General features: G+C 56.6%; 22 protein-coding genes. 9 read left to right on the plus strand and 13 right to left on the minus strand.

Going from position 1 to position 24,315, the window contains the following annotated elements; translation table 11 throughout:
• Positions 1-79 precede the first annotated feature (79 nt).
• The 3 genes from AC0IXH_RS12835 to AC0IXH_RS12845 all read right to left on the minus strand — a co-directional run bounded on the left by AC0IXH_RS12835 (position 80) and on the right by AC0IXH_RS12845 (position 2,271).
• The gene (locus tag AC0IXH_RS12835; protein WP_013200931.1) at positions 80-991 is read right to left on the minus strand and encodes a LysR family transcriptional regulator; all 912 of its coding nucleotides are present in this window, start codon (positions 989-991) and stop codon (positions 80-82) included.
• 294 nt (positions 992-1,285) lie between these two features.
• The gene (locus AC0IXH_RS12840) at positions 1,286-1,609 is read right to left on the minus strand and encodes an AzlD domain-containing protein (protein WP_346565629.1); all 324 of its coding nucleotides are present in this window, start codon (positions 1,607-1,609) and stop codon (positions 1,286-1,288) included.
• Entirely contained in the window at positions 1,609-2,271 is a 663-nt protein-coding gene (locus AC0IXH_RS12845) for an AzlC family ABC transporter permease (protein ID WP_041691918.1), read from the minus strand. The genes AC0IXH_RS12840 and AC0IXH_RS12845 overlap by 1 nt, the downstream gene beginning before the upstream one ends.
• A 101-nt stretch (positions 2,272-2,372) precedes the next feature.
• Between AC0IXH_RS12845 and AC0IXH_RS12850 the strand changes: the two genes are divergently transcribed.
• From AC0IXH_RS12850 to araC, 4 genes are all read left to right on the plus strand, one after another.
• Positions 2,373-2,921, plus strand: coding sequence for a helix-turn-helix domain-containing protein (locus AC0IXH_RS12850; RefSeq protein WP_013200928.1), 549 nt, complete (start codon positions 2,373-2,375; stop codon positions 2,919-2,921).
• A gap of 226 nt (positions 2,922-3,147) precedes the next feature.
• Positions 3,148-5,187 carry a beta-galactosidase gene (locus AC0IXH_RS12855; protein WP_471720533.1) on the plus strand — a complete coding sequence of 680 codons (2,040 nt, stop codon included), beginning with the start codon at positions 3,148-3,150 and terminating at the stop codon, positions 5,185-5,187.
• On the plus strand, positions 5,184-6,584 hold the full coding sequence (locus AC0IXH_RS12860) for an MFS transporter (RefSeq protein ID WP_471720534.1): 1,401 nt from the start codon (positions 5,184-5,186) through the stop codon (positions 6,582-6,584). The genes AC0IXH_RS12855 and AC0IXH_RS12860 overlap by 4 nt, the downstream gene beginning before the upstream one ends.
• 115 nt (positions 6,585-6,699) lie before the next feature.
• Entirely contained in the window at positions 6,700-7,557 is an 858-nt protein-coding gene (gene araC / locus AC0IXH_RS12865) for an arabinose operon transcriptional regulator AraC (protein WP_105759671.1), read from the plus strand.
• A 47-nt stretch (positions 7,558-7,604) separates the two neighbouring features.
• Here araC and AC0IXH_RS12870 read toward each other — a convergent pair whose 3' ends face one another.
• Positions 7,605-8,750, minus strand: coding sequence for an MFS transporter (locus AC0IXH_RS12870; protein ID WP_471720535.1), 1,146 nt, complete (start codon positions 8,748-8,750; stop codon positions 7,605-7,607).
• 145 nt (positions 8,751-8,895) lie between these two features.
• Here AC0IXH_RS12870 and AC0IXH_RS12875 point away from each other — a divergent pair, with 145 nt between their 5' ends.
• Positions 8,896-9,396, plus strand: a complete 501-nt coding sequence (locus tag AC0IXH_RS12875) for a MarR family winged helix-turn-helix transcriptional regulator (RefSeq protein ID WP_471721152.1) — start codon at positions 8,896-8,898, stop codon at positions 9,394-9,396.
• Between the two features lie 36 nt (positions 9,397-9,432).
• Here AC0IXH_RS12875 and AC0IXH_RS12880 read toward each other — a convergent pair whose 3' ends face one another.
• The 3 genes from AC0IXH_RS12880 to proB form a co-directional block, all read right to left on the minus strand.
• Positions 9,433-10,062 (minus strand): LysE family translocator, encoded by a 630-nt coding sequence (locus AC0IXH_RS12880; protein ID WP_471720536.1) that lies wholly within the window; start codon positions 10,060-10,062, stop codon positions 9,433-9,435.
• A 121-nt stretch (positions 10,063-10,183) separates the two neighbouring features.
• Positions 10,184-11,437: a glutamate-5-semialdehyde dehydrogenase gene (gene proA / locus AC0IXH_RS12885; RefSeq protein WP_471720537.1), complete on the minus strand. Its 1,254-nt coding sequence runs from the start codon at positions 11,435-11,437 to the stop codon at positions 10,184-10,186.
• 10 nt (positions 11,438-11,447) lie between these two features.
• Complete coding sequence (proB, locus tag AC0IXH_RS12890) at positions 11,448-12,551, minus strand: glutamate 5-kinase (protein WP_013200920.1); 1,104 nt, start codon at positions 12,549-12,551, stop codon at positions 11,448-11,450.
• A gap of 245 nt (positions 12,552-12,796) precedes the next feature.
• Here proB and ompC point away from each other — a divergent pair, with 245 nt between their 5' ends.
• Complete coding sequence (gene ompC, locus AC0IXH_RS12895; RefSeq protein ID WP_471720538.1) at positions 12,797-13,912, plus strand: porin OmpC; 1,116 nt, start codon at positions 12,797-12,799, stop codon at positions 13,910-13,912.
• A 122-nt stretch (positions 13,913-14,034) separates the two neighbouring features.
• On the opposite strand, the gene crl is transcribed toward ompC, so the two are convergent.
• The 3 genes from crl to gpt all read right to left on the minus strand — a co-directional run bounded on the left by crl (position 14,035) and on the right by gpt (position 16,370).
• On the minus strand, positions 14,035-14,436 hold the full coding sequence (crl, locus tag AC0IXH_RS12900) for a sigma factor-binding protein Crl (protein ID WP_013200918.1): 402 nt from the start codon (positions 14,434-14,436) through the stop codon (positions 14,035-14,037).
• Between the two features lie 110 nt (positions 14,437-14,546).
• Positions 14,547-15,797, minus strand: coding sequence for an esterase FrsA (gene frsA / locus AC0IXH_RS12905; RefSeq protein ID WP_013200917.1), 1,251 nt, complete (start codon positions 15,795-15,797; stop codon positions 14,547-14,549).
• A gap of 114 nt (positions 15,798-15,911) precedes the next feature.
• Entirely contained in the window at positions 15,912-16,370 is a 459-nt protein-coding gene (gpt, locus tag AC0IXH_RS12910) for a xanthine phosphoribosyltransferase (RefSeq protein WP_013200916.1), read from the minus strand.
• Positions 16,371-16,620: 250 nt separating this feature from the next.
• Here gpt and pepD point away from each other — a divergent pair, with 250 nt between their 5' ends.
• Positions 16,621-18,081: a beta-Ala-His dipeptidase gene (gene pepD, locus AC0IXH_RS12915; protein ID WP_346565621.1), complete on the plus strand. Its 1,461-nt coding sequence runs from the start codon at positions 16,621-16,623 to the stop codon at positions 18,079-18,081.
• 78 nt (positions 18,082-18,159) lie between these two features.
• On the opposite strand, the gene dinB is transcribed toward pepD, so the two are convergent.
• Positions 18,160-19,215 carry a DNA polymerase IV gene (gene dinB, locus AC0IXH_RS12920; protein WP_013200914.1) on the minus strand — a complete coding sequence of 352 codons (1,056 nt, stop codon included), beginning with the start codon at positions 19,213-19,215 and terminating at the stop codon, positions 18,160-18,162.
• A 241-nt stretch (positions 19,216-19,456) separates the two neighbouring features.
• On the opposite strand from dinB, the gene dpaA reads away from it, so the two are divergent.
• The gene (gene dpaA / locus AC0IXH_RS12925; protein WP_013200913.1) at positions 19,457-20,197 is read left to right on the plus strand and encodes a peptidoglycan meso-diaminopimelic acid protein amidase; all 741 of its coding nucleotides are present in this window, start codon (positions 19,457-19,459) and stop codon (positions 20,195-20,197) included.
• On the opposite strand, the gene AC0IXH_RS12930 is transcribed toward dpaA, so the two are convergent.
• Together AC0IXH_RS12930 and lpcA are read right to left on the minus strand one after the other, a co-directional pair.
• On the minus strand, positions 20,168-20,935 hold the full coding sequence (locus AC0IXH_RS12930) for a class II glutamine amidotransferase (RefSeq protein ID WP_013200912.1): 768 nt from the start codon (positions 20,933-20,935) through the stop codon (positions 20,168-20,170). The genes dpaA and AC0IXH_RS12930 overlap by 30 nt on opposite strands.
• A gap of 43 nt (positions 20,936-20,978) precedes the next feature.
• On the minus strand, positions 20,979-21,557 hold the full coding sequence (lpcA, locus tag AC0IXH_RS12935; protein WP_471720539.1) for a D-sedoheptulose 7-phosphate isomerase: 579 nt from the start codon (positions 21,555-21,557) through the stop codon (positions 20,979-20,981).
• A 215-nt stretch (positions 21,558-21,772) separates the two neighbouring features.
• Between lpcA and fadE the strand changes: the two genes are divergently transcribed.
• Positions 21,773-24,241 (plus strand): acyl-CoA dehydrogenase FadE, encoded by a 2,469-nt coding sequence (fadE, locus tag AC0IXH_RS12940; protein ID WP_471720540.1) that lies wholly within the window; start codon positions 21,773-21,775, stop codon positions 24,239-24,241.
• Positions 24,242-24,315: the final 74 nt, after the last annotated feature.

Below are 24,315 nucleotides of genomic sequence, written 5' to 3' on the forward strand. Positions count from 1 at the left end.
GATGAGAGGACTCTATCTTATTTCCGGAATGATGATTATCCAGCGGTTCTGAGGATGTTTTATTCCATTATGGAAACAATCACCAGCCCTGCTCCCAAACGGGCTCGCCGGCAAAGGCTTCAACCAGATAATCGATAAAGGTGCGGGATTTATGGGCCAGGTATTTGGCCGGTGGATAGAGGGCGAACAGCCCGAGCGGCACAATCTCGCTGGCGGCGAGCACCGGCACTACCTCTTTATTCTTCAGGGCTTCGCCAGCGACAAAAGAGGGCAAGCGGGCAATGCCCAGTCCGGCAATGGCGGCTTTTAAGCACACCTCGGCATTGGAGAACTTCAGGCGTCCGTTAACCGGCTGCCCCTGCAGCGCCAGCTTCTCGTCCTGAAACGGCCAGCGCCAGGGATCGCGGAAGTTGGTATCAATAATGCAGTCATGGCTGGCCAGGGCTTCCCAGTGCTCGGGCGTGCCACGCTCTGCCAGATAGCCCGGCGAGGCAACGGTGATAATGCGGATATCGCACAGCTTTCTCGCCATCAGGCTGCTGTCCGCCAGCTTGCCGATGCGCAACGCCAGATCAAAGCCTTCATCCACCACGTTCACCGCACGGTCGGCAAAGCTGACGTCCAGTTCGATACCGGGATAGCGCCGCGCGAAGTCGATCAGATGCGGAGTCAGCTGGGTGGTGCCGAAGGTCACGGGCGCAGAGATACGCACTTTTCCGGCCGGGGCATCCGATGAATTGCGCACCGAGTCATTCAGCGCATCGTAATCCGCCAGCAGCACCCGGATTTTTTCATAATAGGCGCGACCCACGTCGGTGGCGGCCAGCGCCCGGGTGCTGCGGCGAAACAGCTGCACGCCGAGATGCTGCTCAAGGCGGGAGATAAGTTTAGATGCCTGGCCGTGGCTGGTGCCCAGACGCTGAGCGGCGGCGGTAAAGCTGCCGGTTTCCATTACCGCGATAAACATCCGGTCGCAATCCAGTCTCTCCATCTCTCGTCTCCTGACGCGAACATCAACCCCTAAAATAGCGGCTTAGCCGACTATTCCCAACATTTACCTGAACATCCACGCGCGTTGCGGCGGCAGGGGGGAATTCCCTCTTTTTGCTAGCAAAAGTAATCCCGAATTTGGCCTAAAGTTTCTGCCGTAATTACCGATGTATTGAGTACTTAACCTAAACACCTGCCAACATCATGACCTACTTTAAACCTGTCGAACTTATTTTATTATCCGTAACAATAGCTTACTGCTTTACCATGTCGTCATGGTTCTGGTAGTTGCGGATCACCGCACGCCGACGTAACGCAGCAGCGCGGTAACCACCGCCGCCGCCAGAATCACGCCGATTAACGGCACTTTTCGCCAGGCCAGAATCACTGCCACCGCCACGCCCGCCACGCGCGCGGTTCCGGCAAAATGCACGCCTTCATAAAACGTATTCCCTAACGCCACGGCCAGCAACAGCGTGGTGGCGGCATCGGACAGTAATGCCCGCGTGCGCTCCGACAGCGCCATACGGTTGCCCAGCTTCACCCCGGCAAAACGCATCAGGTAAGTGCCGACAGACAGTAAGGCGATCCCGGCAATAATTAATTCATTCGACGGCATTATTTTTTCCTCGTCAGTAAGCCCAGCATCGAGATCAGCACCGGCATCCCCACGGCGACAAACGGCGTCACCGCTAATGACAGTAGCGCCCCGGACGACGCCCTGATCAGCGTGGTTTTCGATTTCAGTGACGGGATCACCAGCGCCAGCAGGATCGCCGGAAAGACCGCATCCAGGCCGATCGCATTGATATCCGGCAGCAGTTTACCCACCACGCTTCCCGCCATCGCCCCAACCGGCCAGACGATCGCCACGCCCAGCCCACAGAGCCAGTACGCGTCTTTACGCTGTTTCGGAGTGGATTGCGACAGACCAAACACCACGCTTTCGTCATTCATAATGTGGCATCCCAACAGTCCCTTAAGACGGGTGCCGGCCAGATCCCGCACCGCGATGCCGAAAGGAAAGTGCCGGGCGTTAACCAGTAATCCCGCCACCGCCGCCGCCAGCGGATTGCCGCCGCTGGCGATGATGGCAACAAACATAAATTCCGATGCCCCCGCCAGCACAAACAACGTGGAGAACAGCGGCACCCATAACGGGAAGCCGTAGGCCGTGGCCAGCGAACCGTAGGAAGCGCCCACCACGCCGACGGCAAGGCACACCAGATAAATGGCTTTTTTAGTCTGAGAGTTCAGGCTGGAAAATGCGTGCATAAGCATAAAGTTTTACCATATCGAACGAAATCGCCATTATAATGAACGCAACAAACAGCGAGATCAAGCGAACGATTCGTTCGATTAAATGAACAAAGAGGTACACCATGACCCAGCCGATCAGCGTCATTGCCGCAAGCCTGGCACGGGAACGCACGCGTGCCGGGTTGTCGCTGGCCGAGGTCGCCCGTCGGGCGGGGATCGCCAAATCCACGTTATCGCAACTGGAATCCGCTAACGGCAACCCGAGCATTGAAACGCTGTGGGCCTTATGCGGCGCGTTGAATATCCCATTTGCCAAATTACTTGAGCCGGTCAGCGCCAGCACTCAGGTGATCCGCCGTGGTGAAGGCAGCAAGGTGGTGGCTGAAAAGGCCGATTATCAGGCGATTTTGCTGGCAACCTGCCCGCCGGGCGCGCGTCGGGATATCTACCTGCTGATGGCGCAGCCGGGATCGGAGCGTCAGTCTCACCCCCATCCGTCGGGATCGGTGGAGCACATTATTGTGACTCAGGGCCGCGCGCTGTTGGGGCTGAAGGCCGCGCCAGAAGAGTTAGGCGTCGGGGATTACATCTGTTACCCCGGCGATCAGGAACATATTTTTGTCGCACTGGAACCCGATACGCTGGCGATCCTGGTGGCCGAACAGAGCTAAACCCCCTTCCAGTAACTGCCCTGCTCACCCGCAGGGCAGCCCGCAGGCGTCTTATTACCGACCCAACCCGGCGAAAGCGCCAAGCGGTCCGGCGAGTTTTGTGATCCAGATCGGACTGCGCTGACGGCAGCAGATTTCTTTATGTTGACGACAGTCAGCTACCGCTTCGGCTGATTGTTCTCCGCTAAGTTAGCAGCACACTTACAGAGACTGCATTGAGGCTGAAATGGATAAGATCTGGTTTGGTACGGCGTATTACCGCGAATATATGCCAGAGGAGCGGCTGGAAAAAGATATCGCCATGATGAAAGCCGCCGGTATCAACTATGTCCGCATTGCCGAAAGTACCTGGAGCACTTTTGAACCTCAGGAAGGGGAATTTGATTTCACTTCGGTGATCACCGTGCTCGATCAGATGCAGGCCAACGATATTCGCGTGATTATCGGTACGCCGACCTACGCTATTCCTGGCTGGCTGGCAAAGAAATATCCTGAGGTGATGGCCGTGACGCCGCAGGGGCTGAATAAATATGGTCCCCGGCAGAAGATGGATATTACCAGTCCAGTCTATCGCTATTATTCCGAGCGTATTATCCGCAAGCTGTTAACGGCCACCGCGTCCCATCCCGCCGTGATTGGTTTCCAGGTCGACAACGAAACCAAATATTATGAAACCAGTGGCCCGGCGGTGCAGATCGCCTTTGTTAAATATCTGCGGAAAAAATTCAACGACGATCTGCAGGCGTTAAATCAGGCGTTTGGTCTGGATTACTGGAGTAATCGCGTGGATGCCTGGGAAGATTTCCCGTCGGTCCAGGGCACCATTAATGCCAGCCTCGGCGCTGAGTTTCAGGCCTTTCAACGCCAGCTGGTGATCGATTTTCTGCGCTGGCAGGTCGATCTGGTCGGCGAATATAAATCGGCCGATCGCTTCGTCACCCATAACTTCGATTTTGACTGGCGAAACTGGTCGTTTGGTTTGCGAAGCGAGGTCGATCACTTCGCGGCGTCTGAGGTCGTCGATATCACCGGCGTGGACGTTTATCATCCCGGCCAGTCGCGGCTGACCGGCGCCGAAATTGCCTTCACCGGGGATATTGCCCGCACCACCAAGGATAAGAATTACTTTGTGCTGGAAACCCAGGCTCAGGCCTTTAAGGACTGGACGCCTTACCCTGGCCAGCTGCGTCTGCAGGCGTTTAGCCATATCGCCAACGGTGCCAGCCTGGTGGGCTACTGGCACTGGCATTCGATTCATAATTCGTGGGAAACCTACTGGAAAGGCCTGCTCAGCCACGACCTTCTGCCTAATCCGGTGTATGACGAGGCCTGCGACATTGGCAAAACGCTGCAGCGCTTAACGCCCGAACTGAGCGGCTTAAGCAAAAGTAACCGCGTGGCGATGCTGGTCAGTAACCGTGGGCTGACCGCCATTGACTGGCATCCGTGGCGCGGACATCAGTTCGGCGGCGACAAAAATCACCAGTACAACGATCTGTTCCGCAGTTGGTACGATGCCCTGTACCGACAAAATATCGAGATGGATATTCTTGATGCCGACGATCCGCGTATCGAACGTTATGACGTGCTGATCGTCCCCTTGCTCTATGCGGCATCCGATGCGCTGCTTCAGCGACTCAATGCCTTCGTCGGGCAAGGCGGCCATATCATTTACTCCTTTAAATCCGGCTTTGCCAATCAGGATCTGAAGGTGCGCACGGCTATCCAGCCGGGCATTATCAGCGAAGCCTGCGGCGTGACCTATCAGCTGTTCGTTGAGCCAGATGAGGTGCAGCTGTCCACTGAGACCTTTGCGCTGACGGAGGAAACAGGTCAGGTGACCGACTGGATGGAGCTGCTGGAACCGGTATCGTCACAGACCGAAATTTTGGCCCGCTATCAGCATCCGCAGTGGGGAAAATATGCCGCCATCACCCGCAATCAGTTTGGCAAAGGGACGGCGACCTATATTGGCTGCAACCTGTCATCCGCCGGAATGGAGCAGGTTTTCTCGACCCTGTTCAGCACGCCAGCATTGAGCGCATTAAGGTCGGAGGTGAGTTTCCCGCTGATAATTCGACGGGCGCAAAGTAAAGCGCAAAAGGACCTGTGCTTTATCTTTAACTACTCTCAGACGCCTCAGCAGCTGCGAAACCCGTTGGGGCAAGCCACTTCGCTGATTGATAACCGGCAGGTTGAACCGGGCGAAACGCTGGAAATAGCCGGTTGGGATTTTGTCATTTTATCTGGCGGAGAAGCGGTATGAAGAGTGATGGCGTGGCAACCCAGCCGATTGGGCTGAAAGAGCGTCTTTCTTTTGGCCTCGGCGATTACGGCACTAACCTCACCTACACCACGATGGTGACCTTTCTCGCCTATTACTATACCGACGTGGTGGGCGTGTCAGCATTACTGGTGGGCTCGTTAATGTTCCTTGCCAGGGTGCTCGATGGCCTGCTGTGCATCTGGGTGGGTGTGCGTATCGATATGACGCAAACCCGGATGGGGAAAGCCCGGCCGTGGGTTCTCTGGACCGCCATCCCGTTCGGACTTTCCACCTTTCTGCTGGCCTGCGTACCGGACAGCAGCTATGCGGTTAAAGTCACCCGGGTGTGCGTAACCTATTTGCTGGCTAACATTCTTTTTACCGCCAATAACATCGCTTATGGCTCGTTGCTGGCGTTGATTACCCGCGATACCGTAGAACGCGGCGTGTTAAGCGTATTCCGCAAAGGCCTGTCGACCTGCGGATCGCTGACGGTCGGCGTCATTACGCTGCCGTTGGTGGCGTGGTTTGGTAACAGCAGCGGTGCGTGGATGACCATCTTCGCCATTTATGGCTTTTTCACCGCGCTGTTTCTTACCCTTACCGCACTGGGCACCCGTGAACGTATTAAGCCGGTACGGCAAGACAACCGCGAAAATATTGAGCTTAAGAAAGTGCTGCCGGCAATACGGGCGAATAAATACTGGCTGATGATCTTTATGTATTTAATGATCACCTTTACCAGCCTGACCGCGCTCAGCACCGTCAGTGTTTATTACACCAAATACATTCTGAAAGACCTGTCGATGATGTCGTGGGTCAGCGTGGCGCAATATTTACCGGGATTACTGACGCTGACAGTGATCCCTTTTTTAATTAAACGACTGGGCAAACGTAAGCTGGCGCTGAGCGGATTACTGGTCTGCTGTATTGGCTATCTTCTGCCGCTGTTTGATCGTCAGGATGCCTTCTTTGTGATTGCGGCGACGGTGGTCAGAAGCATTGGCTTCTGCGGTATTGGTGCCACTATGTTCGCCTTCCTTGCCGACACCATCGATTACGGCGAGTGGGTCTCCGGCTTACGTATTGAAGGGATTTTATTCAGTGCGGGCACGCTGGGCCAGACGGTTGGTATGGGGTTAGGAACGGCAAGCGTCGGGTGGTTGTTAAGCCTGGCCGGATTTACCAGCGGAGGCGGCATGCAACCCGCCAGCGCCATTCAGATGATCCAGTTCCTGTTTATATTCTTCCCGGTGATCCTCGCGGTAGCCAATATCGTCCTGCTCTATTTCTACAAGCTGGATGCTATTTATCCTCAGGTTGCCGCAGACCTGGCAGAAGGAAAGTTTGCGCAGCCGGTTGATTCCGGGTTATCCGCCACCTCACTGCAAAATTAGGCTGTGCTGAGCGCAGGTTTTCTGAATGTTGAGAAGATGTGAGCCGCATCGCGGCAGGGTTAATTCTCTGCGCTATGCTGCTCAACTCTTTATTCTGTCGGCAGGAAGCGCAGCGATGGCGCATAGTGAAGATACCGAGATGCTGAATTTTTCACCTCTCTACAGGCGCTTTACCTTCACAGCATGGATGGTGGCAGGATTCACCCCAATATCCCGCGGAAGTAAGCTCGACTTTTATATTAACCGGGCTGCCGGCATGAAGGGCCACGTGTTAAATATCACCCTAAAAGGTGAAGGGAAAATTCATACGTCTCAGGGCAGCTTTATCTGCAAGCCGGGCGAAGTGCTGCATTTTCCGGCTGGCGTACCGCATCATTATGGCCGCAGCGAACACAGCGAGTGCTGGGACCATTTGTGGATCTATTTTATTCCGCGAACCTACTGGATTGACTGGCTGCAGTGGGACAATGTTCGCGATGGCATCGGCCGCCTGACCTTTGCCGCCGCAGAAGACACCAGTCAGATGCAGGCGCGATTTATGGAAGTGATCCAGCTGAGCGTCAGTCAGGAACCGTTATCCGAAGCGCTGGCAATGAATGCCGTTGAACGGGTGATTCTGGAGTGCTTCCGCGCGCAGCCCAATTTGCACCGCCACAAGTGCGATCCCCGCATTGAAGCACTTTGCCAGTATCTGAACGAACATATGGCTGAAGAAACCACCATCGAACAGCTGTCCCGCCGCGCCTGCCTTTCCCCGTCACGTCTGGCCCACTTATTTAAAGAAGAGACCGGCCAAACTGTCTTTGCCTGGCGTGAGAAACAGCGTATTGCCCGTGCCTGCCTGTTGCTAAGCAAAACCAGTTTTGCCATCACCCATATTGCGTTAACGGTCGGCTACACCGATCCGCTTTATTTCTCCCGCCTGTTTCGAAATCATATGGGAATCAGCCCACGGGAATTCCGTAAGAAATAAGGTCTTTGCCGGGAGCTGCCGAACATGACTATCGCCGGCGCGGCCTGTCACGCTGGCCGAAAACGGCGGGAAAGGATCATCAGCAACACAATTCCGCCGCTCATTAACATCCATGCCGTATTCAGTGACGCCGTGCTGTCCAGCACCATGCCAGCGATCAATGGCATGGTTGCGGCGATGATATAGCCTCCGCCCTGAACAAAAGAGAGGAGTTTACCTGCTTCTTCCGGCGTTTTGGCGTGGTCAAAGGTCACGATCAGCGAAAGAGGAAACAGTGCGCCAATTCCCAGCCCCAGCAGCAACGTCGACAGGATCGCGGCCTTTCCTCCGAAGAACACCAGACAGAGCAGCCCGACCAAAATCATCAGCAACACCAGCAGTAAAGGCGCGCGTCTGTCGGTGAAACGGTGGATCACTGCCGAAACGATAAAGCCAGAAACCACTTCGGTTAAGGTCAGCGCGGCGAGCAGAAAGCCGCTGTTACGTGCGCTCCAGCCGTGCTCAATATAAAACGGCGGCAGCCAGACCAGCACCAGCGTGTAAGCGCCGGTCCCGATGCCAAAAAAAGCCAGCAGCAGCCAGGCGCGCGAGGTCGAATACGTTGACTGAACCGGTTGAGTCGCCGCCTGCGGCTGATTCTTTTCGGCGGCGAACCAGATGATAAAGGCCAGCGCTGCTGGCAACGCCGCCAGGCCGAGGGCATAATTCAGCCCCAACGAGACCGACAGCGGTTCTGCTGTTGCCGCCGCCACCGCCGCGCCGCCCATAATCCCGGTTGAAAACAGCGCCATCAGCGTACCGGTATGTCGGGCGCTGCGTCGCTTGATCAGGGCAGGCATCGCCGCCTGCACCAGGCCAATGCCCATTCCGCCCGCCAGCGCAGTTGCCATTAACACCCCGCCAGACGTATAAAATCCTCTGAACACGCAGGCAAATGTAATAATGCCCAGGCCAGTGGCGATGCCCCGCACGTAACCGATTCGGCGCAACACCTTACCGCTGGCCAGCGCGATGATGCCCATCATCAGCACCGGCAGGGTCGTTAACAGGCTGATAGTGGTGCCCGTCAGCTGCTCCTGGCGTTGTAACAGGGGCAAAAGCGGCCCGACAGCGGCCATCAGTGGCCGCAGATTAAGGCCGACCAACAGAACAAGCAGGGCAAACAGCGTAATGGCTGAGAATGCAGATTTCATAACCGACTCCTTCGGATAAGGTGTTGCTCAGCAGAGGTGTGCTGGCAGTGTGAACTGATTTATCTTAACGTTAAGATAAATTTCGCCTTGCCGATAGTCGGTGCGCACTAATGAACATGTTAACCACAAAGAATTAAGGGAAATGATGCCAGATCATGTTGATTTCGTTATCGCTCAATGGGCTGACGCCATGCCGGATCTGGATGCGTCGTCGATGGCGGTGTTCGGCAGAATGTTGAGGATTATGAAGCAGCTGAGTAAAGCTCGTGCCAGCGCACTGGCGCCGTTTGGCTTTCGTGAAGGTGAGTTTGATGTGCTGGCCACGCTGCGCCGTGCCGGAGAACCCTTCCGCCTGACGCCCACCCAGCTTTTCACTTCGCTGCTGGTGACGTCCGGGGCGATGACCAACCGGTTAAGTCGGCTGGAAGCCAGTGGGCTGATTGCGCGGATCCCGGACCCGGCGGACAAGCGCAGCATGATGGTGGGCTTAACGCCAAAGGGATTATCGCTGATTGAGCAGGCGCTGGTAGTGCATACGCAAACCCAGGACAGGATGCTGCAAGGGCTCAGTCAGCCCCAGCAGATCGCGTTGCAGGATCTGCTGCGCCAGATGCTGGCGGAAGAAGAGAGTGCGTCGAGGATTTAACGAGGCGCCGATCGATGAGTTCGATCGGCCGCGACGCTATTTTCTGCCATCCATCACCATGCGCAGGGCCAGTCCGGTCAGCACCATGCCCATCAGCCAGCGCTGGATTTTTTGCCAGGTTGGGCGCTGAGCAAGGAAGTTAGCGATAGTGCCTGCGGCGAAAATAATCAGGCCATTGACCAGCATACTGGTGACGATCTGCGTGATGCCTAAGGTCAGAGACTGGGCCAGTACGTGCCCCTGTTCAGGCCGGATAAACTGCGGCAGCAGAGTCAGATAAATCACCGCGGTTTTAGGGTTAAGCAGGTTGGTCAGCAGCCCCATGGTGAACAGCTTACGCGAACTGTCGGGCGGCAAATCGCGGACCTGGAACGGCGATTTGCCGCCGAAAACAGCCTGCCATGCCATGTACAGCAGATACGCTGCACCGGCGATGCGCAGCGCATCGTAGGCCAGCGGCACGGCCATAATCAGCGCGGTAATCCCCAGCGCGGCACAGACCATATAAAACATAAAACCCAGCGCCACGCCGGCCAGCGAAATAACTCCCGCTTTTCGTCCCTGACAGAGCGAACGGGAAATCAGGTAAATCATATTTGGACCGGGCGTCAGCACCAGACCGAGCGCGATGGCAGCGAAGGGAAGAATTTGCGACAGGGTAACCATGCAGAATGTCCTTACGATGTTGAGCAGCAACAGGCGACAACTTCTCCCTGGATACGACCAGAGCCCCTTCCCTGTGGCTCTGCTTGCCCGATAAATTCAGGCTTCAACGTCGGACTTTTGCTTACGCACGCACCGTGTCATTGCCGAAGGCCACCCACTTATAGGTGGTCAGCGCTTCAAGGCCCATCGGGCCACGGGCATGCAGCTTCTGCGTGCTGACCGCGACTTCAGCGCCCAGACCAAACTGACCGCCATCGGTGAAGCGCGTGCTGGCATTAACATACACCGCCGAGGAGTCGACCTCATTCACAAAGCGATCGGCATTGTGAATGCTGCGGGTCAGGATCGCATCGGAATGCTGAGTGCCATACTCACGGATATGGGCGATGGCCTGGTCAAGATCGTCCACCAGCTTAACGTTCAGATCCAACGCTAACCACTCGTCACGGTACTGCTCTTCAGTGACCGCGCTGACTTCAGCCGGGCCTTGTTGCAGCAGCGGCAGCGAACGCGGATCGGCATGCAGCGTGATGCCCTCTTCCGCCATGCTGCGGCTCAGTTCCGGCAGGAAGCTGTCGGCGATAGCCGCATGCACCAGCAGCGTTTCCACCGAGTTACAGGCGCTCGGACGCTGTTTCTTGGCGTTGATAATCACCGTCATGGCCGCTTCCAGCTCGCTCTGCTGGTCGACAAAGATATGGCAAACGCCAATGCCGCCGGTGATCACCGGAATGGTCGACTGTTCGCGGCACAGCTTGTGCAGACCGGCGCCACCGCGAGGGATCAGCATGTCGACATAGCGATCCAGTTTCAGCAGCTGATTAACCAGCTCACGATCCGGGCTTTCAATCGCCTGCACCGCACCCGCAGGCAGGCCGTGTTCTTTTAACGCGCCCTGGATAACCCGCACGGTTGCGCCGTTGGTGCGGTAGGTTTCCTTGCCGCCGCGCAGGATCACCGCGTTGCCGGTTTTCAGGCACAGGCTGGCGACGTCTACCGTGACGTTCGGGCGGGCTTCATAAATCACCCCCACCACACCCAGCGGCACGCGGCGGCGTTCAATGCGCAGACCGTTGTCCAGCACGCCACCGTCGATCACCACGCCCACCGGATCCGCCAGACGGCAGACCTGACGCACATCATCGGCAATGCCTTTCAGCCTCGCCGGATTGAGCATCAGGCGATCCATCAGCGCGGCACTCATGCCGTTCTGCCGCGCATCGGCCAGATCCAACGCGTTAGCCGCGAGGATCTCCGCGCTTTGCGCTTCAAGGCGATCGGCAATGGTCATCAAGACCTGATTTTTCTGCACGGTGGACAGCACCGACAGCTGGTAAGACGCGGCTTTCGCGGCTTTGCCCATTTCTTCAAGCATGTCTTACTCCTTAACTGACGATCATATCGTCGCGGTGAACGGCAACCGGACCATATTCATAACCGAGAATGTCGCTGATCTGCTGGGAATGGTGCCCGGCAATCATCCGCATCGCATCGCTGTTGTAGCGGCAGACGCCGTGCGCCACATCGCGCCCTTGCAGGCTGCGAATGCGGATCACTTCGCCACGCGAGAAGTTGCCGCTCACCTCGCGAATGCCTTTCGGCAACAGCGAGCTGCCGCGTTCCAGAATGGCGGAAAGCGCACCGTCATCAACGGTAATTTCACCCGCAGGCGGCGCACCGAAGATCCAGCGTTTACGGTTTTCCAGCGGGGTTTCCAGCGCATGGAAACGCGTGCCGACCGGCTTGCTGTCGATCACGTCAGCAATCACGCCAGCGCGATTGCCGGCAGCAATAATGGTGTCGATGCCCGCGCGGCAGGCCACGTCGGCCGCCTGCAGCTTGGTCGCCATGCCGCCGGTGCCCAGTCCGGAAACGCTGTCGCCGGCTAATGCCCGCAGCGCATCGTCGATCAGATGCACATCACCAATCAGTTCCGCTTCGGGATTATTGCGCGGATCGGCGGTGAACAAACCCGGCTGATCGGTCAGCAGCAGCAGCTTATCTGCGCCAGCCAGGATCGCCGCCAGCGCCGACAGATTGTCGTTGTCGCCGACTTTGATTTCAGCGGTGGCGACCGCGTCGTTTTCATTAATTACCGGCACGATATGGTTATCCAACAACGCGCGCAGGGTGTCACGGGCGTTAAGGAAACGTTCACGATCTTCCAGATCCGCGCGGGTTAATAACATCTGGCCGATATGGATACCGTAAATCGAGAACAGCTGCTCCCACAGTTGAATCAACCGGCTCTGCCCCACCGCAGCGAGCAGCTGCTTTGAGGCGATGGTCGGCGGCAGTTCCGGGTAGCCAAGGTGCTCACGTCCGGCCGCCATGGCGCCCGAGGTGACAATCACAATCCGATGGCCTGCCGCATGTTGCTGCGCACACTGGCGCACCAACTCGACGATATGTGCCCGATTCAGCCGACGCGATCCGCCGGTTAATACGCTGGTCCCCAGTTTCACTACCAGGGTCTGGCTGCTGCTCATTATTTCCTGCCGTTACGTAAAAAAAAGCGTGAACTGACTTTTTAACAGGTGTGGTGCTGGAAGCCAACAGGCGGCGGGAGAAAAGCCGGAATTTAGCCTGACAATCAGCTAGTTCAAAAGTTCGCAAATAACAAGAAGTGAGTCGAAATGTAATAAAACTTTAATCTCCTCAGGGTAAAACGTTCCTGCCTTCAGAGAAGTCTTAAGGCCACTTGAAAACTTACTCATTCGGGATTGATAGCAAAATGAAGAAAAGCGCACTGGCAATCTTAACCGCCGCACTGGCTCTGTCCACCGCTGCACAAGCCGCAGAAATCTATAATAAAGACGGCAACAAGCTGGATCTGTACGGTAAAATTAAAGGCCTGCACTATTTCAGCGACAACGACGGCAGCAACGGCGATAAGTCCTACATGCGTATGGGCTTCAAAGGTCAGACCCAAATCAACGATCTGATGAGCGGTTACGGCCAGTGGGAATATCAGTTCAACACCAACAACTCTGAAGGCAGCGATGCCAATACCGGTAACAAAACCCGTCTGGGCTTTGCCGGTCTGAAATTTGGCGACTACGGCTCAATCGATTATGGCCGTAACTACGGCGTGCTGTATGACGTGGAAGCCTGGACGGATATGTTCCCGGAATTCGGCGGTGACGGTACGGCGCGTGGGGATAACTATATGACCCAGCGTACCACTGGCGTGGCGACCTACCGCAACTCAAACTTCTTCGGTCTGGTTGATGGCCTGAAGTTCTCCTTACAGTATCAGGGCAAGAACGATGCGGGTTCTTCTAACGCGCGTACTGACGTCAGCAAGCAGAATGGCGACGGCTACGGTCTGTCTGCGGTATATGCGCTGGGCGACAGCGGCGTGAGCCTGAGCGGTGCTTATACCTCTTCAGACCGCACCAACGCACAGCAAGCGCGTGTCTGGGGCCAGGGCGACAAAGCCGATTCCTGGGGCACCGGTCTGAAATATGATGCGAACAGCGTTTACCTGGCCGCCATCTACACCGAAACCCGCAACATGACGCCAATCAGCGGCACGGCCGTGATCAACGGTGCCACCACCGCGGTCGCGGGTGCAGCCAACAAAGCACAGAACATTGAATTGGTGGCACAGTACCAGTTCGATAACGGCCTGCGTCCATCCGTGGGCTACGTGCAGACCAAAGGCAAAGACATCGAAGGACTGGGTGATGTTGACCTGGTGAAATACATCGACGTGGGCGCGACGTACTACTTTAACAAGAACATGAACACCTACGTTGATTACAAAATCAACCAGCTGGACGACGACAACAAACTTGGTCTGAACAACGACGACGTGGTTGCTGTTGGCCTGACGTACCAGTTCTAATCCGTTTTTTTATTCCCCGTAACACGCCACTGCTACGGTTGTTCCACCCTCGTTATGTGTCTAAAACAAAGGCTGGCAATTGCCAGCCTTTTTTAATGCTCAGGTTATGACTTACGCCGGGATCAGGCGGTCAGTTTGACCGGCGCATCCGCAAAGTCTGCAGCGGGTTTCAGCCCCAGCTCCATCTCTTCCAGCAGCGCTTTCAGCCGCACGTGGAAGTTGCGTAAGGTCTCTTCCAGCCGTTCGTTATTCTCTTTCCCTTTCACGGTCGACGGCTTCCAGTTGCCTTCTTTATCGAACAGACCGAAGTGGTACTCGTAGGTGAAGTGATCGCTTTGCGCTTCCAGCTCCATCCACCAGCCCCAGAACTCACGCAGCTCAGGTGAGGGTTTCACATTGACGCAGACCGCCAGGCAGTCAAAGAAAAAACGGTCGTCTTCACATTTCGCTTCGCGAATATAAGGCCCCAGCGATCCAAAGCGCTTCATTAAGCGGCTTTTGGGATGCCCACTCGGTAACGTCATCAGTAAACCTCCATCGTTGAGCCTGTTAATTAATCCTCTATGGCGCTTAAACGCGGCAACACAGCGGTTTAAGGCTTAAAGGTTATAGCAAAGGATTGAATTTTAGCAACTCATCGCGTCAGCCGTTTCGCTAACCAGTCGACAATATCACGTAATGCTTTATCAAAGTTGAGCATTGCAGGCGAGAGCGGGATCGGCATCAACTTCCCGTCAGCGGACGAGTTGACGATAAGCCGGGATTCCTCTTCCGGGCTGAACGGGTCGTTTGGCCAGTAGCCGGACAGCATCGGCGTTGGGCATCGACGTCCCAGCAAGCCCTGCATCTTCAGCGAATAACGATTAAGCTCAACGCGCAGTGCAGAGTCAGACGCGGTGGCCATGCCCAACCGGCTGGCCAGCACATCCATATACATCTCGGGAACGCTGTCCTGCTTCGCCTGATCGCACAGCAGGCTGTGCACCACCGGCCCCAGGCAGGCCACGGCCCGCAGGCGCGGCGCTTCCAGATAGGCCAGCCTGACGGCGACGTTCGCACCAAAGCGGTAGCCAAACGCGCCGACGCGCTGATGATCGACCCAGGGCACGTTCTCCAGCTGACGCAGAACATGCTGATGCAGGAAGCTGGCATCCTGCGTCAGCTTCCATTTGGCCGAGAAGCCTACCGACGGCATATCGATGGTCAGCATGGCGATGCCGCGCGGCGCCAGGTAGTCGTGGAACAGGCGATAATGGTCGGTTTGCAGCGAGTCGAGGCTGCCGCACAGCAGCACGGTAGGATAAGGCGCGCTGACGCCGGGCGGCATATGCAGGAAGCCAAAGATCGGGCTGCCGCCGGGAATGGCAAATTCCAGCTCCTTCAGTTCACCGGACAGGCGCGGCGTGGCTTCTTCATACGCGCGGTTCGCCAGTACCTGCGCCTGCTCGGCCAGCTCATCGCCTTTCAGATGCGGATAACCGGCAATGCCATACAGATTGGCGGCATGCAGCCAGCACTGGCCAGCCTCCGCATCGGTTTCAGCCTCACCGGCTTTCTTCTGCCACAGCGCCGCCTGTTTCGACCACTCATAAATCCAGTTCCCGCCCCGATAACCGACCACGGTATCCAGCAGCTGGTCGTCGGTGTGCTCAACGCGACTGACGGCGATGCGGGCCAGCACTTCACTGATTTCCTGCGGGGTGATGCCGCGCCACGTCCACAGCAGGCGGTTGATCATCCGATACCAACCGGCATTACTATCCCCTTCCAACGCGGAGTGGATGGGCAGCGGTTTATGGTGATGGAGACGGCGAACTAACGATGACGTTTCAGGATGCTTGAAGCGAGGTTTGAACAGCTCTTCGCTCAGATTTTTAGGTGACATGACGTAACGATCCTCCAGCACGGGGCATGGGATGAGTCTATCCCAGCCTCAGCCCTGACGCTCGTAAAAACGACAACGCCCGGCATAACCGGGCGTTGCTTTGACGTGCGTCAATCAGCCTTTAACAATTGGCGGCAGATAGACCACGCCCATGTCCCACGGCTGCTCAATCCAGGTGTTCTGCGGGATATCGACCACATAGTCGTCCACCAGCGGGCGACCGGCTGGCTTAGCGAAAATGGTGACGAAGTGCGCTTTTGGATACATATCACGGATGGCCTGAGCGGTGCCGCCAGTATCTACCAGATCGTCAATGACGATAAAGCCTTCACCATCGCCTTCTGCACGCTTCAGCACGGTCATTTCGCGCTGGTTGTCGTGATCGTAGCTGGAGATGCACACGGTATCGACGTAGCGGATGCACAGCTCACGAGCCAGCAAAGAGGCGGGAACCAGACCACCGCGGCTGACCGCGATAATGCCTTTCCACTGTTCAACAGGAAGCAGGCGCTGGGCCAGTTTACGGGCATGAATTTGCAGCATGTCCCAGGTGACGACGTATTTTTCACTCATAAAGGAGTCCCGACCAATGGTGTTGGCTTAAAAATGTACAATGGGAGAGGTTGCGCGGAATTATAGTGATCTGAGCCGCTAAAAACCAGCGCCGTGACCCTTTTTTCCTTCCGCGAAGTAAGCACGGCTGCGGAAACGATGATATTCTTTGCCCATCGCGTCAGAGCATCTGACGGGAGTCATCCACTCGCTAAACATCCTCGCCATCCGCAGCCCAGCTGGCCGATGGTGATGACACAGGAGATTTGTCGTGTCTGAATTATCTCAACTTTCCCCCCAGCCGTTGTGGGATATTTTTGCCAAAATCTGCTCGATTCCGCACCCGTCTTATCACGAAGAAGCACTGGCAGAACACATTCTGTCGTGGGCGAAAGAGCAAGGTTTAACGACCGACCGCGATGCAGTGGGTAACATTCTGATCCGCAAGCCTGCCACTGCCGGTCTGGAAAATCTGAAGCCGGTTGCCCTGCAGGCGCACCTCGATATGGTGCCGCAGAAAAATAACGACACCGTGCATGACTTCACGAAAGATCCGATTCAGCCATGGATTGACGGCGAATGGGTAAAAGCGCGCGGCACCACGCTGGGCGCCGATAACGGCATTGGCATGGCGTCCGCGCTGGCGGTGCTGGCCGACCCGAGCGTTGAGCACGGTCCGCTGGAAGTGCTGCTGACCATGACCGAAGAGACCGGCATGGTCGGCGCCTTTGGTCTTCAGCCGAACTGGCTGCAGGCCGATATCCTGATCAACACCGACTCCGAAGAAGAAGGTGAGATCTATATGGGTTGCGCCGGTGGCATTGATTTCACCTCGACGCTGGCCATCAGCCGTGAAGCCGTTCCGGCTGGCTACGAGCCGCTGAAGCTGACCCTGAAAGGTCTGAAAGGCGGCCACTCTGGCTGTGATATTCACGTCGGTCTGGGTAACGCTAACAAACTGCTATCCCGCTTCCTGTTCGCGCACGCTAAGGCGCTGGATCTGCGTCTGGTGGACTTCACCGGCGGCACGCTGCGCAACGCCATCCCGCGTGAAGCGGTGGCCACGCTGGCGGTACCGTCAGACAACGTCGACGCGCTGAAAAGCCTGGCACTGAGCTATCTGGAAACGCTTAAGTCCGAGCTGAGCCTGAAAGAGAAGAACATCAACATCGTGGTTGAGAACGTGGCGGCTGGCGACCAGGCGCTGACGGCGGCAAGCCGCGATACCTTTATTGCCCTGATGAACAGCACGCCAAACGGCGTGATCCGTAATTCAGACGTGATGAAAGGCGTGGTCGAAACCTCGCTGAACCTTGGCGTGGTGTCGTTGAAAGAGGATGAAGCGAAGATCAACTGCCTGATCCGTTCGCTGATCGACAGCGGGAAAGACTACGTGGTGGAAATGCTGACCGCGTTAGGCGAGCTGGCGGGCGCGAAAACCGTGGCCAAAGGCAATTACCCTGGCTGGCAGCCGGACGCGTCCTCGCCGGTGATGGCGCTGGTTGGTGAGACCTATAAAAAACTGTTTGGCAAAACGCCGAACATTCAGGTGATCCACGCGGGTCTGGAATGTGGTCTGTTTAAGAAGCCGTATCCGGACATGGATATGGTGTCTATCGGACCGACCATTACCGGCCCACACTCACCGGATGAGCAAGTGCATATCGAAAGCGTTGGCCTGTACTGGAAACTGCTGACCGCGCTGCTGAAGGCGATCCCGGCCAAGTCATAAGCCGGCTGACGGGCGGATGAGATTCCGCCCGTTTTCTTTCATCCCCCGGCAACCTCTGTCGATCACAACTCCGCCGTCTTACAGCCCCAGCAATAACTGCCTTTCCAGCTGCGGATTCAGCAGCGTAACGTGCAATCCCACCAGCCTGACGCCTCTTCCACCGCGTCGCTCTTCCCAGGTTTTGCGCGCCACCTCGATCAAATCCGCCTTATTCAGCATCGGCCAGATGTGCTCCTGAGTGGTTTGCTGGAAATCGGAGAACTTCAGCTTCACGCCCTGACGCGCAATCTGCCGGTCAGGTTTGATTTTGATCAGCCGACGCTCCAGCTCGTCATACAGGAAATCGATGATCTCCAGGCAGGCTTCCCAGCTGTGAATATCTTCCGACAGCGTGCGTTCCACGCCGAGTGATTTGCGTAAGCGCTCGGTCACCACTTCCCGCTCGTCGATGCCGTTGCTGCGTTCCCAGATCACCCGGCCAAACTTGCCAAAGCGTTTTAACAGCGCGGAGAGATCGGTGCTCTGCACGTCAGCGCAGGTTTGCAGCCCCATTTCCTCCAGCTTTTTGGCGGTGACTTTACCGACGCCGGGAATTTTCGCCAGCGGCAGCGTCAGCAGAAACTGCGGTAGCGAGTCGGGCGTAATCACATACTGCCCGTCAGGCTTGTTTAAATCGGAGGCGATTTTGGCGGCGAACTTGATCGGCGCAATGCCGGCGGAAGCGGTGAGATTGAGTTCGCGGGCGATGGTCTGGCGGATGTCGCGCGCCATCAGCGTGGCAGAGCCGTGACAGTGCGGGCTGTCGGTGACGTCGAGATAGGCTTCGTCCAGCGACAGCGGTTCAATCAGCGAGGTGTAGCGCGAGAAGATTTCACGAATATGCTGGCTGGCTTCTTTATAGGCTTCGAAGCGGCCAGGGATCACTTTCAGATGCGGGCAGAGCTTCAGCGCCATCGCGGTGGACATGGCGCTGTGCACACCAAACTTCCGCGCGGGGTAGTTGGCCGTGCTGATAACCCCGCGCTTCAGATGGCTGCCGCCAATGGCGATCGGGATATCACGCAGGCTGGGATCGTCGCGCATTTCTACCGCCGCGAAAAAGCAGTCCATATCAACGTGAATGATCTTACGCATATCCCCCCCAGATGCACTGGATAAGTATACAGTTAATCAGCCGGGTTTCAACATGCCGTTCGCCCGGTAAAGCGCAGCGGCATAGGCTTCCGGCAATTTTTTCTTTCTCAATTTGTTCACTGGCGACTTGATAAAAAAATAGACAATGCTAATGTGACGCAGCGATAGCGGATTTCTCCGATATTGCAAGTGACACTGCCCTCGGGCATAGCATCCAACCCTCTTTTTCAAGGGAACCAGAATGGGCAAAATCGCACTGCTGTTTGCGATGATTTTTCTGCCAGCCGTCGTCTTCGCCAGCGTACCAACGTCCCCGGTACTTCCGCTCGCGCCGGTAAGCAAAGAGTTAAAGAAACAATTACTCGGCACCCCCGTGTATATCCAGATTTTCAAAGAAGAACGTACGCTGGAACTGTATGGCAAAATCGGTAACGACTACCGCTTGCTGGACAGCTACCGCATCTGTAACTTTTCGGGCGGTTTAGGCCCAAAACGTCGTCAGGGCGATTTTAAAAGTCCGGAAGGATTTTACAGCGTGGGACTTTCCCAGCTGAAGCCTGACAGCCGGTTCTACCGCGCCATTAACGTCGGCTTCCCCAACGAATACGATCGCCAGCAGGGTTATGAAGGGAAATACCTGATGATCCACGGCAGCTGCGTGTCGATTGGCTGCTATGCGATGACCGATGCCAACATTGCCGATATCTATCAGTTTGTTGATGCGGCGCTGCGTAACGGCCAGCCGCGAGTGGAAGTGAGCATTTACCCGTTCCGCATGACCGACAGCAATCTGCAGCGTCATCGCAATTCGGTGTATTACAGCTTCTGGAAACAGCTGCAGCCTGGCTATGCCCAATTTGTGCAAAACCGCCTGCCGCCGTCAGTGAGTGTTAATGAAGGTCATTACGTGCTGAACCAGCCAGGTTCCCTGATCAGCGCGCCGGTTTCCGGATCAGCGCTCGCGCTCACCGAGGCAAAATAACGCCCAGTCACCTGGTTCAATCTTGTTCCAGGTTTCATTCCCCGTCAGGGGCTGAGTGGCGATCACCGTGACCACGTCGTTCGGCGTGGTCTGCTTTTGAAAATCAATCTCGACATCCTGATCCAGCAACGTGGCTTTGCCAAACGGTGCCCGTCGGGTGATCCAGAAAAGATTGGTCGAACAGAACGCCATTAAATACCGCCCGTCCGACAGCAGCATATTAAACACGCCCTTCTCACGCAGCTCCGCCGCCAGTTCAGCAATATAACGGAATACCGCAGGCCAGTTCCCCGGCGTACGCGGATAACGGGTGGTCAGCTTATGCAGCAGCCAGCAAAATGCCTGCTCGCTGTCCGTTTCACCGATCGGCCTGAACGGCCCGGTATCCATCCCTTTATAGCCTTTCAGCTGCCCGTTGTGCGCATAGGTCCAGTTGCGGCCCCACAGTTCACGGGTGAACGGATGGGTATTTTCCAGCGACACTTCGCCCCGGTTGGCCTGGCGGATATGCGCCACCACCGAACGGGACTTGATCGGGTATTCCTGCACCAGCCGCGCGATAGGCGAATTAAAGCTGGGCTCGGGATCTTTAAAGGTGCGGCAGCCTTTTCCCTCGTAAAAGGTAATGCCCCAGCCATCTTTGTGCGGGCCCGTTCCCCCACCGCGCTGCACCAGCCCGGTAAAGCTAAAACAGATATCCGTCGGAACATTCGCGCTCATCCCGAGCAATTCGCACATAGAAAATCCTCACGTAGCGGCCAGCCGCAGCTGGCCAGAAAAACTACTCGGCCATCTCTTTTTCAATCAGCAGGATCAGGATGTGGATCACTTTGATGTGGATCTCCTGAATGCGGTCGGCGTAACCAAAGTGCGGTACACGGATTTCCACATCGGCCATGCCGTCCATCTTGCCGCCATCTTTGCCGGTCAGGGTGATCACCTTCATGCCCTGAGCGCGAGCGGCTTCAACCGCTTTGAACACGTTGGCGGAGTTGCCGGAGGTGGAGATTCCGAACAGCACATCACCGGCTTTACCGACCGCTTCAAGGTAACGCGAAAAGACGAAATCATAGCCAAAATCGTTGCTGACGCAGGACAGGTGGCTGACATCAGAGATAGCAATGGCCGGATAGCCTGGACGGTTCTCACGGTAGCGCCCGGTCAGCTCTTCGGCGAAGTGCATGGCGTCACAATGGGAGCCGCCGTTGCCGCAGGAAAGCACTTTGCCACCGGCTTTGAAGGCGTCTGCCAGCAGCACCGCAGCGCGCTGGATAGCGTGAATATTGGCATCGTCACTGAGGAATTTATTGAGCGTTTCCGCTGCTTCGTTGAGCTCGGCGCGAATGATGTCCTGATACATAGGGAAAGTCCTTTAGAGGTGAGGTCGCCACCAGTTTACCAAGTTGGGAGAGGGGCGAAAAGCGCCCTGCACCTCAAGCTTGGGCTTTGACTTTTGGTGCGGCCGGTTTGTGAGCCAGGTTGTAATTATTATGTAAACAGATTGCTAACGCGCAGCTTCTCCATTAAACCTGTATTCAACAGGTCAGACCTCTTACAACTTACGGAGCGTTAGTTATGATGGTTCTCAGTATCGTGGCCACGATCGTGTTGATCGGCGCACTCTTTTATCACCGCGTTAACCTGCTGCTGAGCAGTGCGATCATGCTCGCCTGGACAGCTGCGTGGTCATTCGCGCATCTCTGGACGCCGTGGCTGTTGATCCCGCTGGCGATTATTCTGCTGCCGTTCAACCTTTTGCCACTGCGTCGGGCGATGTTCTCTAAATCCATGCTGCGCACCTTCCAGAAGGTGATGCCACCGATGTCGCGCACCGAAAAAGAAGCGATCGAGGCCGGCACCACCTGGTGGGAAGGCGACCTTTTCCGCGGGACGCCGGACTGGCAGAAACTGCACAACTACCCGCAGCCCCGGCTGAGCGAAGAGGAACAGGCATTCCTCGAAGGCCCGGTTGAGGAAGCCTGCCGGATGGCCAATGATTTCCAGATCACCCACGAAATGGCCGATCTGCCGCCGGAGCTGTGGGCCTATCTGAAAGAGCACCGCTTCTTTGCGATGATCATTAAGAAAGAGTACGGCGGGCTGGCCTTCTCGGCTTACGCCCAGGCACGGGTGCTGCAGAAACTGGCTGGCGTCTCCGGGATCCTGGCGATCACCGTTGGCGTGCCGAACTCACTCGGCCCTGGCGAACTGTTGCAGCATTACGGCACCGATGAGCAAAAAGATCATTATCTGCCGCGCCTGGCGCGCGGTGACGAAATTCCGTGCTTTGCCCTGACCAGCCCGGAAGCGGGTTCGGATGCGGGTGCTATTCCGGATACGGGCGTGGTGTGCATGGGCAACTGGCAGGGTCAGCAGGTGCTGGGCATGCGCTTAACCTGGAATAAACGCTACATCACTCTCGCGCCGGTCGCTACCGTGCTGGGCCTGGCCTTTAAGCTGTCGGATCCTGAGCATCTGCTGGGTCAGACCGAAGAGCTGGGCATCACCTGCGCGCTGATCCCGACCGATACCGCCGGCGTGGAAATCGGTACCCGCCACTTCCCGCTTAACGTGCCGTTCCAGAACGGGCCGACGCGCGGAAACGATATCTTTGTGCCGATTGATTACATCATTGGCGGGCCGAAAATGGCCGGTCAGGGCTGGCGGATGCTGGTCGAATGTCTGTCCGTGGGACGCGGCATCACCCTGCCATCCAACTCTACCGGCAGCCTGAAAAGTATTGCGCTGGCGATTGGCGCCTATGCGCATATCCGTCGTCAGTTCCGCCTGCCGATTGGCAAGATGGAAGGGATTGAAGAGCCATTAGCGCGCATTGCCGGCAATGCCTATGTGATGGATGCCGCCGCCACGCTGATCACCTCCGGCATTATGCTCGGTGAAAAACCGGCGGTACTGTCCGCCATCGTCAAATATCACTGTACCCACCGTGGGCAGCGCGCCATTGTCGATGCGATGGATATCGCCGGCGGGAAGGGCATTATGTTAGGTAAAAGCAACTTCCTGGCGCGGGCTTATCAGGGCGCGCCGATTGCCATTACCGTTGAAGGGGCCAACATCCTTACCCGCAGCATGATCATCTTTGGTCAGGGCGCGATCCGGTGCCATCCTTATGTGCTGGAAGAGATGGCCGCCGCACAAAGCAACGACGTGGTGAAGTTTGATAAAGCCCTGTTCAGCCATGTTGGTCACGTGGGCAGCAACCAGATGCGCAGCCTGTGGCTGGGTCTGACCGGCGGACGCACCAGCGTCTCGCCAACCCGCGATGCCACGCGCCGTTACTATCAGCATCTGAATCGCCTGAGCGCCAATATGGCCCTGCTGTCGGACATTTCGATGTCGGTGCTGGGCGGCAGCCTGAAACGTCGCGAGCGCATTTCGGCCCGTCTGGGCGATGTGTTAAGCCAGCTGTACCTGGCCTCGGCGGCGTTGAAGCGTTATGAAGATGAAGGCCGTAACGAAGCCGATCTGCCGCTGGTGCATTGGGGCGTTCAGGATGCGTTGAATCAGGCGGAAATCGCCATTGACGATCTGCTGCGTAACTTCCCTAATCGTCTGGTGGCGGGTGTGTTACGCCTGACCGTGTTCCCGCTGGGCCGTCACTGCCGTGCGCCTTCAGACCGTCTGGATCATCAGCTGGCGCGTATTCTGCAAATTCCATCGGCCACCCGCACCCGTGTGGGCCGTGGCATGTACCTGAAGCCGACCGAGCATAACCCTGCCGGTCAGCTTGAAGAGGCGCTGGCCGATGTGATGGCCGCCGAAACCATCCACGATCGCCTGTGTAAACAGCAGAAGAAACACCTGCCGTTTACCCGTCTGGATGAGCTGGCGAAGCAAGGCTTGCAGGAGAAATGGCTGAGCGAGGAGGAAGCGAGCGTGCTGATCCGTGCGGAAGCCAGCCGTCTGCGCTCCATCAACGTTGATGAGTTTGAACCTGAAGCGTTGGCGACCCAGCCGGTAAAAAAGGCGCTGCCGGTGGTGCAGGCTGAGCCACAGCAACCGCGCAAAACCGAAGCGGCCTGACCGCTAACATAATAAAAAAGGCCGGAAACTTTCCGGCCTTTTTTGATCCTGTCATTCTGTGGATATCATGACGA

Source organism: Erwinia sp. AC075, from assembly GCF_979253995.1.

Coding starts and splice junctions, on each gene's coding strand:
- ompC (WP_471720538.1), top strand. CDS start 12,797: ATGAAGAAAAGCGCACTGGCAATCTTAACCGCCGCACTGGCTCTGTCC.
- AC0IXH_RS12840 (WP_346565629.1), bottom strand. CDS start 1,609: ATGCCGTCGAATGAATTAATTATTGCCGGGATCGCCTTACTGTCTGTC.
- AC0IXH_RS12855 (WP_471720533.1), top strand. CDS start 3,148: ATGGATAAGATCTGGTTTGGTACGGCGTATTACCGCGAATATATGCCA.
- AC0IXH_RS12870 (WP_471720535.1), bottom strand. CDS start 8,750: ATGAAATCTGCATTCTCAGCCATTACGCTGTTTGCCCTGCTTGTTCTG.
- AC0IXH_RS12845 (WP_041691918.1), bottom strand. CDS start 2,271: ATGCTTATGCACGCATTTTCCAGCCTGAACTCTCAGACTAAAAAAGCC.
- AC0IXH_RS12835 (WP_013200931.1), bottom strand. CDS start 991: ATGGAGAGACTGGATTGCGACCGGATGTTTATCGCGGTAATGGAAACC.
- crl (WP_013200918.1), bottom strand. CDS start 14,436: ATGACGTTACCGAGTGGGCATCCCAAAAGCCGCTTAATGAAGCGCTTT.
- dinB (WP_013200914.1), bottom strand. CDS start 19,215: ATGCGTAAGATCATTCACGTTGATATGGACTGCTTTTTCGCGGCGGTA.
- AC0IXH_RS12850 (WP_013200928.1), top strand. CDS start 2,373: ATGACCCAGCCGATCAGCGTCATTGCCGCAAGCCTGGCACGGGAACGC.
- proB (WP_013200920.1), bottom strand. CDS start 12,551: ATGAGCAGCAGCCAGACCCTGGTAGTGAAACTGGGGACCAGCGTATTA.
- araC (WP_105759671.1), top strand. CDS start 6,700: ATGGCGCATAGTGAAGATACCGAGATGCTGAATTTTTCACCTCTCTAC.
- gpt (WP_013200916.1), bottom strand. CDS start 16,370: ATGAGTGAAAAATACGTCGTCACCTGGGACATGCTGCAAATTCATGCC.
- AC0IXH_RS12860 (WP_471720534.1), top strand. CDS start 5,184: ATGAAGAGTGATGGCGTGGCAACCCAGCCGATTGGGCTGAAAGAGCGT.
- AC0IXH_RS12930 (WP_013200912.1), bottom strand. CDS start 20,935: ATGTGCGAATTGCTCGGGATGAGCGCGAATGTTCCGACGGATATCTGT.
- proA (WP_471720537.1), bottom strand. CDS start 11,437: ATGCTTGAAGAAATGGGCAAAGCCGCGAAAGCCGCGTCTTACCAGCTG.
- AC0IXH_RS12875 (WP_471721152.1), top strand. CDS start 8,896: ATGCCAGATCATGTTGATTTCGTTATCGCTCAATGGGCTGACGCCATG.
- frsA (WP_013200917.1), bottom strand. CDS start 15,797: ATGTCACCTAAAAATCTGAGCGAAGAGCTGTTCAAACCTCGCTTCAAG.
- AC0IXH_RS12880 (WP_471720536.1), bottom strand. CDS start 10,062: ATGGTTACCCTGTCGCAAATTCTTCCCTTCGCTGCCATCGCGCTCGGT.
- dpaA (WP_013200913.1), top strand. CDS start 19,457: ATGGGCAAAATCGCACTGCTGTTTGCGATGATTTTTCTGCCAGCCGTC.
- lpcA (WP_471720539.1), bottom strand. CDS start 21,557: ATGTATCAGGACATCATTCGCGCCGAGCTCAACGAAGCAGCGGAAACG.
- fadE (WP_471720540.1), top strand. CDS start 21,773: ATGATGGTTCTCAGTATCGTGGCCACGATCGTGTTGATCGGCGCACTC.